The 10,229-nt window shown below is 68.5% G+C and carries 7 protein-coding genes and 1 rRNA gene; 6 read left to right on the forward strand and 2 right to left on the reverse strand.

Annotation, left to right across the window (positions count from 1 at the left end; translation table 11 throughout):
- Positions 1-85: 85 nt before the first annotated feature.
- From AW270_RS30680 to AW270_RS30705, 5 genes are all read left to right on the forward strand, one after another.
- Complete coding sequence (locus tag AW270_RS30680) at positions 86-649, forward strand: DUF1707 SHOCT-like domain-containing protein (RefSeq protein WP_245674931.1); 564 nt, start codon at positions 86-88, stop codon at positions 647-649.
- 76 nt (positions 650-725) lie between these two features.
- Positions 726-1,760: a phosphate acyltransferase PlsX gene (gene plsX, locus AW270_RS30685; RefSeq protein ID WP_082801942.1), complete on the forward strand. Its 1,035-nt coding sequence runs from the start codon at positions 726-728 to the stop codon at positions 1,758-1,760.
- Between the two features lie 41 nt (positions 1,761-1,801).
- Positions 1,802-3,526: an arginine--tRNA ligase gene (gene argS, locus AW270_RS30690; protein ID WP_061299607.1), complete on the forward strand. Its 1,725-nt coding sequence runs from the start codon at positions 1,802-1,804 to the stop codon at positions 3,524-3,526.
- A 126-nt stretch (positions 3,527-3,652) separates the two neighbouring features.
- Positions 3,653-4,963, forward strand: a complete 1,311-nt coding sequence (locus AW270_RS30695) for a hypothetical protein (protein WP_245674932.1) — start codon at positions 3,653-3,655, stop codon at positions 4,961-4,963.
- A 710-nt stretch (positions 4,964-5,673) separates the two neighbouring features.
- The gene (locus tag AW270_RS30705) at positions 5,674-5,874 is read left to right on the forward strand and encodes a hypothetical protein (RefSeq protein ID WP_061299609.1); all 201 of its coding nucleotides are present in this window, start codon (positions 5,674-5,676) and stop codon (positions 5,872-5,874) included.
- Positions 5,875-6,496: 622 nt separating this feature from the next.
- On the opposite strand, the gene AW270_RS30710 is transcribed toward AW270_RS30705, so the two are convergent.
- Complete coding sequence (locus AW270_RS30710; RefSeq protein WP_061299610.1) at positions 6,497-6,880, reverse strand: cell division protein SepF; 384 nt, start codon at positions 6,878-6,880, stop codon at positions 6,497-6,499.
- A gap of 537 nt (positions 6,881-7,417) precedes the next feature.
- On the opposite strand from AW270_RS30710, the gene AW270_RS30715 reads away from it, so the two are divergent.
- A complete protein-coding gene (locus AW270_RS30715) occupies positions 7,418-8,626 on the forward strand; it encodes a glycosyltransferase (RefSeq protein WP_061299611.1) in 1,209 nt (402 codons plus the stop codon).
- 1,492 nt (positions 8,627-10,118) lie between these two features.
- Here the strand turns inward: AW270_RS30715 and rrf are convergent.
- Positions 10,119-10,229 (reverse strand): 5S ribosomal RNA (gene rrf, locus AW270_RS30725); the annotation flags it as partial.

The following is a 10,229-nucleotide window of genomic DNA, read 5'->3' on the forward strand; positions in this document are numbered from 1 at the left end:
CAGCCGAATCCACGATTTGGTAAAGGCCGAAGTCAGAGATCTTGACCTCTCGCGACATATCTCGAATCGGGGTAGTCTGGACGTCGTGACGATAGAAGACCCAGGTCAGCGCGCATCCGACGCCGACCGCGACCGGGTCGCGGCGGTCATCGCCGAGGGCCTGGCGACCGGCCGTCTCACCACGGCAGAACACGCCAACCGCCTGGAAGCGACCTACAGTGCGGTCACCATGGGCGAACTGGTCCCGATCACCAAGGACCTCCCCTCGACGGTCACCGGCAGCGCCCCCGCCGACGTCGGCCGCCGGAACATCACCGCCGCCTTCAGCAAGGTCATCAAGAACGGCCGCTGGGTGCCCGGCCGCCACCTGCGCCTCCAGGCCCGCTTCGGCGCACTGATCATCGACCTGCACCAGGCCGTGCTCCCGGGCCGCGAGATCACCGTCGACATCAGCGCCGCGTTCAGCAAGGTGATCATCCGGGTGCCCGACAACGCCAACGTCATCGACGACGGCAGCGCCGTCTTCGCCAAACGGATCGTCTCGGGCGGCGACAGGGACGACGGCCCGGTCATCCGGATCACCGGGAACGCGGCGTTCTCCAAGGTCATCGTGTCCCGGAAGGTCTGGGACCCGAATCTGCGCGGCTAGCCGCGAGCCGACGGACGGCGCACCAACCGGGTCCCCCTACCATTCACTGAGATTCCCGGATCGATTGGATGGCGCTGTGGCCGTATCGTCGCCGGTCGCGCTCGACGCCATGGGCGGCGACCACGCGCCAGAACAGATCGTCGCGGGGGCCGTCCAGGCCGTCAGGGAGCTCGGCGTCCCGGTCGTGCTGGTCGGCCAGCCCCGCGTGCTCCACGAGATCCTGACCCGCCACGGCGCCGCGTCGGAGATCCCCATCGTCCGCGCCGAAGAGGCGATCTCGATGGACGAGGGCGCCCTCGCCAGCCTCCGCCGCCCCCGCTCCAGCATCGCCATCGCCTGCCACCTCGTCAGGAAGGGCGACGCGAGCGCGGTCGTCTCGGCGGGCTCGACGGGCGGCGTGGTCGCCACCGCCAAACTGCGCCTGAAGACCCAGCCGGGCGTGCTCCGCCCCGCCATCGCGGTCGCCCTGCCGACGGTCCCCCGCCCGACGATCCTGCTCGACGCGGGCGCCAACGCCGACGCCAAGCCCGAGATGCTGGTCCAGTTCGCCCACCTCGGCGTCGCCTACGTCGCCACCGCCCTCGGCCACGACAACCCGCGCGTCGGCCTGCTGACCATCGGCGCCGAGGCCGAGAAGGGCAACAAGGTCGTCAAACGCGCCCACGAACTGCTGGAGACCGCCCCCGGCATCAGCTTCGCCGGCAACGTCGAGGGCCACGACCTGCTGTCGGGCCGCGTCGAGGTCATCGTCGCCGACGGCTTCACCGGCAACGTGGCGCTGAAAACCATGGAAGGCAGCGTCCGCTACGCCTTCGGCCAGCTCCGGCAGGCCGTCGACGGCAGCGCCGTCGCCAGGATCGGCGGCCTGCTCCAGCGCCCCCGCCTGCGCGGGCTCTACGAACGCCTCGACCCGGAAGCCCATGGTGGAGCGGTCCTGCTCGGCCTCAACGGCTGCGTCGTGATCGCCCACGGTTCCTCGCGCGCCAAGGGCGTCGCGGCGGCGTGCGAACTGGCCGCCAGGCTGGCCGCGGAAGGGGTCGTGGGCAAGGTCGGCGAACGCATCGCGGCCATCCCCCGCTCCCACCGGTTGTGGTTCTCCGACCGGCGTTAACCCTGGCGACGGCGGGGGTTTCGCGTCGCTAGGCTTGGTGTATGACCGACCCGCAACTCGTGCTCGCCGAGCGTGTCCAGCAGGCGCTGGCCCTCGCGTTCGGCCAGGAATACGCCGCCGAGGATCCGCTGATCAGGCCCTCCCAGTTCGCCGACTACCAGGCGAACGTCGCGATGAGCCTGGCCAAGCGACTCCGACGCGCGCCACGGGATGTGGCCCAGGAGATCGCCGCCAACATCGACCTGCCCGGCACCGTCGAGGTGAGCGGCCCCGGGTTCCTCAACCTGCGCTTCCACGACTCCTGGATCGCCGCCGAGGCCGGCGCCCTGCTCACCGACGACCGGCTCGGCGTGCCCAGGGAGCTCCCGGCCAAGACGGTCGTGGTCGACTACTCCGCGCCCAACGCCGCCAAGGAGATGCACGTCGGTCACCTGCGCACCACCGTGGTGGGCGACGCGCTGGTCCGCGTACAGGAACATCTCGGCAACCGCGTCGTCAGGCAGAATCACCTGGGCGACTGGGGAACCCCGTTCGGCATGCTCATCGAGCACCTCCTCGACATCGGCGAGGAGGCCGCGGTCGCGCAGCTCGAGGCCGGCAACGGCAACGACTACTACCAGGCCGCCCGCGCCAAGTTCGACAGCGACCCCGAGTTCAACCGCAGGGCCCGCGCCCGCGTGGTCACCCTCCAGGCCGAAGACCCCGAGACGATGCGCCTGTGGCGCATCTTCATGGACGCCACGGTCCGCTACTTCAACAAGGTCTACACCCAGCTCGGCGTCACCCTGACCGACGACGACATCGCCGGCGAGAGCATGTACAACCACGCCCTCGCCCAGGTCTGCGACGAGCTGCAGGAGCGCGGCATCGCCGAGATCAGCGACGGCGCGCTGTGCGTCTTCCCGCCCGGCTTCACCGGGCGCGAGAGCCAGCCGCTCCCGTTCATGATCAGAAAATCCGACGGCGGGTACGGCTACGCGACGACCGACATGGCCACCATGCGCTACCGGGTGCAGGACCTGAAGGCCGACCGCATCCTCTATGTCATCGGCGCCACCCAGGCCCTCCACATGCAGATGCTGTTCGCCTCGGCCAAGCTCGCCGGCTGGCTGCCCGACCATGTGTCGGCCGAACACGTCCAGATCGGCAGCGTGCTCGGCAGCGACGGCAAGATGTTCAAGACCAGGGCCGGCAAGTCCATCAAGCTGCTCGAACTGCTCGACGAGGCCGAGACGCGGGCCGCCGCCGTGCTCGCCGACCGCCCCGGCCTCGACGAGGCCACCCGCGGCGAGATCGCCCACATGGTCGGCATGGGCGCGGTCAAGTACGCCGACCTGTCGGTCAGCCACGACAGCGAATACGTCTTCGACTTCGACCGCATGCTGGCCCTGACCGGCAACACGGGTCCGTACCTCCAGTACGCCACCACCCGCATCCGCTCCATCTTCCGCGGCGGCGACTACGACCCGGCCGGTTCCTACGGCCCGGTCGTCATCACCCACCCGGCCGAGCGCGCCCTGGCCCTGCAGCTGCTCGGCTTCGGCCCGATCGTCACCGAGGTCGGCGCGCGCAACGAGCCCCACCGCCTGTGCGCCTACCTGTTCGACCTGGCCAGCGCGTTCACCACCTTCTACGAGAACTGCCCGGTCCTGAAGGCCGCCTCGGAGGAGGAGCGCCAGTCTCGGCTGGCGCTGTCCGTGCTGACCCTGCGGGTGCTGCTCCAGGGCCTCGACCTCCTGGGGATAACCGCGCCCGAGCGGATGTGATGTCCACAGATCGGCGCGCCTGAAGACACGAACAGGTCACGGGCGTCTAGTGTGGGCGCGGTCAAGGGAGCGTCTGCGGAACGCAAAGCAGACGTCCGCCTGCCCTGGGGGAGTCAGCGCGTGAGCATGGATGTATCAGCCCGGCCGGGATCGTCCGGTCACGCCGACACCACAGAGCTGCACCGCTACGCCGAGGCGCTGCTGGTCCACCTGGCCGCCGACGGCACCGCACCGCCGCTGCCGCCCGGGTCCATCGAGGTCCCGGGCTACTGGCTCTCCCCGGCGGTGCGGGCGCTCGTCCGCATCCTCGCCGGCGACGACGCGATGGAGCCGCTGTCCGAGGCGGCCCAGCTCGACGGCGCGAAGACGGCGCTGTTCCTGTGCCTGTCCTTAGCCGTCTGCGGCCACGGCGACCGCATCCACGCGTCGTGGCTCGGCACCGCCTTCGGCGACCTGTCCTCGGAACACCCGGTCACCGAGGGCCAGCGCGCCCTGTGGCTCGCCGCCGCCCGGGGGGCCTACGGCCCGGCCGGGAAGATTTTCGTCCTGCGCAAGCTCGACGCGGTCGACGTGACCCACGAAGACGACGTGTGGCTGAAGGCCCTCGTGCCCGCCGAGCCGGGCTTGGTCGTCCCGCCGTCGCTCAACGACTTCCCCGACCTGGCCCAGATCCCGGCCCTGGGCGGCCCCGTGCAGGCCGCCGCCCGCCTGGCCCGGTTGCGCCACCGTTGTGAGGAGATCACCTCCGTACCGCCCCCCTCGGGCTCGCTACCGCAGGGCCGCGCGGTCTGGCCCGACACCGAGCCGATGGCGGTCCTGGCCTCGCTCACCGGCGCCCCCGAGCCCGAAGGCCCGCTGAGCTCTCTCCACGGCCACCTCCTCGACGACCTCAAGCCCGGCGCCGACCCCTACCTCGCGGCCCTCGCCCTCCACGTGGCCGCCCCGGCGATCAGCACCGCCGCCGCCCACCTGGCCGACCGCACCGACACCGAACAGCCCGAGACCCTCGTCCTGCCGATCCTCGGCCACCCGATCACCCTGCGCCCCGACGGCCCCGACCCCGAGGCGATGTCCGACGCCGAACGCCGCATCATGGCGGGCTACATCCCGAAGCGCCCCTCCCCGATGCCCGGCTACCTGGCGGCGGTGAGCGGCCTGGTGGTCTTCACCCTGGGCTTCGTGCTCTTGATGATCCTCGCTGTCGTCGGGGTGGGCCTGGGAGCTCTGGGCGCGTGGCTGCTGTGGCGGTTCCGGCAGCGCGAGAAGGCCGACCTGGCACTGGTGAACGCGCAACTGGCCGAACTCCACGAACTGGCGTCGTCGGCGGTGTGGGCGCTGCACGAGTACGCCCGCGAGGCCAAGAGCCGCCGAGACCAGGCAGTGGCCGACGTGGCCGAGATCGGCCGCCTGCTGAAGCGCGGACCACGCGCCGGCTAGCAGGTCGCGCGGTGAGGACCACCTACGTCGCTTACCTGACGTGGAGCCCTTCAGAGCGCGTGGAGCAGGCGTCGCGCCAAAGCCCGGACAGCGGTCCGGGTGTCGCGCCCAGTCACCGATCTGCTGTCCTGCCTTGTGCCACAGGTCTGAGGGTGGCGAGCGATGGCCCGCATCCGGTCCAGCGGCTGGAGCTGCACTCGAGTGCAGAGCGGGGGGACATCTGCCTGGGTCGAGCGCGAGGGCGTCGCGGCCCGGGCCGAGGCTGAGCGGGGCATGACGACATCAGGCCGAAGTCGAGCGCGAGGATGTGGCAACCCGAACCGAGACCGAGCGGGGTGTGACGACCCCGCCGAGGTTAAGCGAAGCGTGACAGCACTTGGCCGTGGTCAAGCGCGAGAGCGCTGCACCCCGGACCAAGGCCAAGCGGGGCGTGACGACCCACCACGAGGCCGAGCGGAGCGTTACGAGCCGGGCCGAGACCGAGCGGAGCGTTACGAGCCGGGCCGAGGCCGAGCGGAGCGTGTGGCCGAAGTCGAGCGCGAGGGACGCCGCACCCCGGACCGAGACCGAGCGGGGCGTGACGACCCCGCCGAGGTTATGCGAAGCGTGACGACATTTGGCCTTGGTCAAGCGCGAGGGCGTGGCGACCCGCACCGAGGCCAAGCGGAGCATGACAATCCGGACCGAGGCCGGGCAGGGTGTGACGACATTTGGCCGAAGTCGAGCGCGAGGGGCGTGGCGACGCGGTCGCGGTCGAGGTCGCGGTCGCGGTCGCGGTCGAGCGAAGCGTGACGACCCGAGCCGAAGTCGAGCGTGAGGTGCGTGGGAACGCGGCCGAGGTCGAGCGAAGCGTCACGACCCGAGCCGAGGTCGAGCCAGGCCGTGACGACATTCGCCGAGGTCGAGCGTGATGGGGTGGCCACCTGTGCGGAGGTCGACGGGGCAAATGGGTGTTGCGAAAGGGCCGCCTGCTCCACGTGGGCGTTAGTGTCCGTTCGCGCTGATCATTGAGCGACAAATCGGATTGTGGATGTTATAGCTAGTCATCAGTTAACAGGACTGATGATGTAGCGGCAACGGTCGGGTGCCCGAGCGTGGAGGCCGATTATCGATGCCTAGCCGCACGTCACATATCTGCCGACGACGCGGCGCTGAGTCCATGTGTCGGCGTTGGCCCGCTGAGGCAATATGCCGGGTAGCTGTTCCGATATCGCGACAAAGACTGCCCGTAGAAGTTCGGCTTTGGCGCGATATGGGCCATGTGCCTGGAGGAAGGCGTACAAGGAATTGCCTGCTCGGCAACATCGGTCAGGATGTGCCGACTCAAGGAGAGGGTGGTCCCGATTTATCCGGGAAATGGCGGACCCGGCCTGCGGAATCCCTTCGCGGGCCGGGTCGGTGGTCGGTTGGGGCTGGTCGGAACATCCCCTGAGTGTCGGACGGGTCGTACGTGTGCGGCCGGCGGAGGGCCGGCGCGGGGTCGGGTGGTGAGAGGCCTCGGCGTCGCCTCTCCACCCGTCGCCGCGGTGACCGTTAAGCGGTGGTCACCTCGACGTTCGACGGCGTGAGCAGGAAGACCTTGTCGGCGATCCGCTCAATGCGACCCTCACAGCCGTACGCGAGACCGGCCGCGAAGTCGACCATTCTGGTCGCCTCCAGGGTCGACATCGTCGCGACGTCCATCACGATCGTGTGGCCCTCGCGGAAGTGACGGCCCACGGTGAGCGCGTCGTCATACTTCCTCGGACGAACCATCACAATTCGCGACGGCTCACCCGCCGACTGCCAGCGTTTGGCGGCCCTTTCGGAGGCCGGCATCCAGTCATCGTCGTATTCCTCTTCCCCATAGGGCTCATCCGAATATTGCTCGGCTCCGCCCAGGCCAAGGTATGTGGCTACCTTGCGCACTGCCCCCATCGGCTTCGTCCTTTCCGGGTTTGTCCCGACACAAGGGACGCTAACCGACCATTCTCTTGCGGCGACTCGACACGCCCACACATGGGATTCTCTTTGTCGCGGTTCGTCAGTAGCCCCGTGACTTGCGCACCTGCACCGTAGATTCGTTTACCGACCAGCCATTCAAGGGTAACCCGGCGAGCATCCGCCTGCTGGAAGGTCGGATAACCGGACTGTCGTTGGACACCATTGTGGCGGAAATGCGGCATTCGCTAAACAGATTATTCCGGCGTCGAATCAATTCGCTGGACATCGGGCGGCGGCCACGGAGCGTGACCATTCACATCAGTCGGGCGAAGAGCGCAGGATCATGAGAACTACCCGTGCCCACCGGAACACCACATATGCGGGGAATGCCCGGCGGACATCCAGGGCGAAGGGGCGGGAGACCTGTCACTCCCCCCATTCTCAAGCTATAGCGGACCCCCGGGCTTGCGGCAAGACCCCGGTGACCCCCCAAAATCAGGGCTCCGAACACCACTTCAGGGGGAAACACCTATGCGCGTGCTGCTGTCCACCATCGGGTCACGCGGCGACGTCCAGCCGCTGGTGGCGCTCGCCACGGAACTGCGGGCGCTCGGCCAGGACGTCCACCTGTGCGTCCCGCCGGACTTCCGCGGCTGGATCGAGAGCCTCGGCATGCCGGTCACCCCGATCGGCCCCGAACTCCGCGCCCTCACCGCAGCCACCCCGTCGGCGACCATGACCCCGCCCACACCCGAGATGCTCCGCCGCCTGGCGGAGGCCTCCGTGACGGCCCAGTTCGAGACCGTCATGACCGCGGCCAAGGACTGCGACCTCATGGTGGCCGCCACAGCCATCCAGGTGGCCGCCCGCTCGGTCGCCGAGGTCCTCAAGATCCCGTACGCCTTCACGGCCTTCAGCCCGAACGTCCTGCCCTCCGTCCACCACTCCCCGGTCCCCGCGCCCGGCCGCCCGCCCACCACCGGAGACAACGCCACCCTCTGGGCGGACGACGCCGCCCGCTTCACCACCAACTTCGGCGCCGCCCTCAACCACCACCGCACGACGCTGGGCCTGACCCCCGTCTCCGATGTACGCGGCCACATCTTCACCGACCACCCGCTCCTGGCCGCCGACCCGACCCTCGCCCCGTGGCCCGAGCCCGGAAGCGGCGTCATCGAGACCGGAGCGTGGATCCTGCCGGACCACCGTCCGCTGCCGGAAGCCGTGCTGACCTTCCTCGACGCCGGCGAGCCCCCGGTGTACTTCGGCTTCGGCAGCATCCGCACCCCACAGGGCCTGGCCGAGGCGATGCTCGAAGCGGCCCGCGCGACCGGACGCCGAGCCATCCTCTCCCGAGGCTGGGCCGACCTCCTGCCCAGCGAGCCCGGCCCTGACGTCCTGTCGATCGACGAGATCAACCAGCAAGCGCTATTCCCCCGAGTAGCCGCAGTCGTCCACCACGGCGGCGCCGGCACGACCACGACCGCCGCCCGCGCCGGTACGCCGCAGGTGATCGTCCCGCAGGTGTACGACCAGTTCTACTGGGCCCAGCAGATCCAGCGCCTCGGCATTGGCATCGCCCACCCAACCGGCATCCCCACCTCGGAGTCGTTGACGGTCGCCCTGAGCGAGGCCCTGTGGCCCGACATCGCCAGCAACGTCGCCGACCTGGCCGGAAGGATTCGGATGGACGGCGCAAGAACCGCCGCGAACTACCTGCTGCACCTTGCCATGAGCTGATCAGCGAATCGATCAGGGTCCGCATCTCGGGATGACCAAGGGACCGTTCCCAACGTGGACGACTGACGAAGGACCGGTACACCAGAAGCCCGCCATAGGGGCTTAGAGCTGATGGCAAAACCTAGAGCTCAACGCCCACTTCACAGGTAATCCCACAACCCCACCTGAAGTCAGGCAGAGGATGCGCCAGCGTGGCCACTACGAGGCATGCGCCATCGTGGTCGTTGCTCCCAAGCACGCGCAACATGGTCAGGTGGCCGGGCCTCGCACGACCCAGCTCCAACGGTCAGTGACAAACCACCCAGAAGAGCGCCTGGACTGGCTGCCACGATCGGATCACGGCGCTTGTCTCTGGAGCAGCACAAGGGCTCGGCGGATGTCGCCGAGCATCGAAACGCTCCTGAAGATCACCGGCGGCTGCAACTGGTCATAGAAGAACCCGGAGATCTGCGGATCGTCGGCCAGCCGCAGCTGCCTCCTGACGACACGAAAGCCCAGTCGTCGAGTGCTGGAACCCGCGCAGTTTCCCAAGGTGCACAGCTGGAGCAGCAGCCGGGCGCCCGCAACCCCGCCGTAGCAGCTGGGCTTCAGAGTCCTACTCCACCCGCCGCAACATATGACCGCGCACACTGGCCTGCCTCACCACCGAAGTCGACCTACTCGGCACCCCGCCGATCTCGTCGTCTGCCTGCGGCGTGAGATGCGGCCAGAACGCAGAACGCCCGGCTGTCACGGCCGGGCGTTTCCCTAGTGAATGTCGAACCCTGTCCATCAGGGCGGCCCATTTGGGGCAGCCAGACAGATCTTTCAGGTGATACGGACCCACCCTGAAATTGTGAAATCCCGGTCGCACCGGCCAGACTTAGTAGTCTCCCGCCCACTTGCCGGAGCACACGACCCGGCACTCTGTCCAGCCTCGCCACCGAATTCGAACCGCTCGGCACCGACCATCCCGCCGATGCCGTCGCTTGTCCGCAGCATGAGAAGTGGCCAGAAACGCAGAAAGCCCGACCGCAATGGCCGGGCTCAAGAAACCAACCCCGTGAAACCTCGAACCCCCGGCCGCATTAGCCCGGCTTCAGCAGTTGTCCTCCACTCGCCAAGGCACATGGCCACACACCCTAGCCACCCAAATCGACCTGTCCAGCACCGACCACCTCCGTCGATCTCGTTCCTCAGCGCCAGGTGGGGCTAGAAACGCAGAAAGCCCGGCCGCACTGGCCGGGCTTCACCATCCAACCCCGTGAAATATTGCATGTCGGCTCAGCCGGGCTTCCAAGCCAGTGCTACGTAACGTCGCAAGCCCGGCCACACTGCCCAGGCTTCACCATCCAACCCCTGAAACGCCGAACGCCGGCAGCCAGGACCAGGCCTCCCGGTCAATGCCGGGGAACGCCGAAAGCCCGGCCGCAGCGGCCGGGCATCAAGAACTGACCCGTGAAACGTCGAAGGCCCCGACCATCATGGTCGGGGCCCTCGGTATTCAAAGATTGTCCGGCGGTGTCCTACTCTCCCACACCGTCCCCGGTGCAGTACCATCGGCGCTGGAGGGCTTAACTTCCGGGTTCGGAATGTAACCGGGTGTTTCCCCTCCGCCATAACC

This window comes from Herbidospora cretacea (genome assembly GCF_001570605.1).
Taxonomy (GTDB): Bacteria; Actinomycetota; Actinomycetes; order Streptosporangiales; family Streptosporangiaceae; genus Herbidospora; species Herbidospora cretacea.

Excerpts from the sequence above, each read along its gene's own strand:
- argS (WP_061299607.1), top strand. The coding sequence starts at position 1,802 with ATGACCGACCCGCAACTCGTGCTCGCCGAGCGTGTCCAGCAGGCGCTG.
- AW270_RS30695 (WP_245674932.1), top strand. The coding sequence starts at position 3,653 with ATGGATGTATCAGCCCGGCCGGGATCGTCCGGTCACGCCGACACCACA.
- AW270_RS30710 (WP_061299610.1), bottom strand. The coding sequence starts at position 6,880 with ATGGGGGCAGTGCGCAAGGTAGCCACATACCTTGGCCTGGGCGGAGCC.
- AW270_RS30715 (WP_061299611.1), top strand. The coding sequence starts at position 7,418 with ATGCGCGTGCTGCTGTCCACCATCGGGTCACGCGGCGACGTCCAGCCG.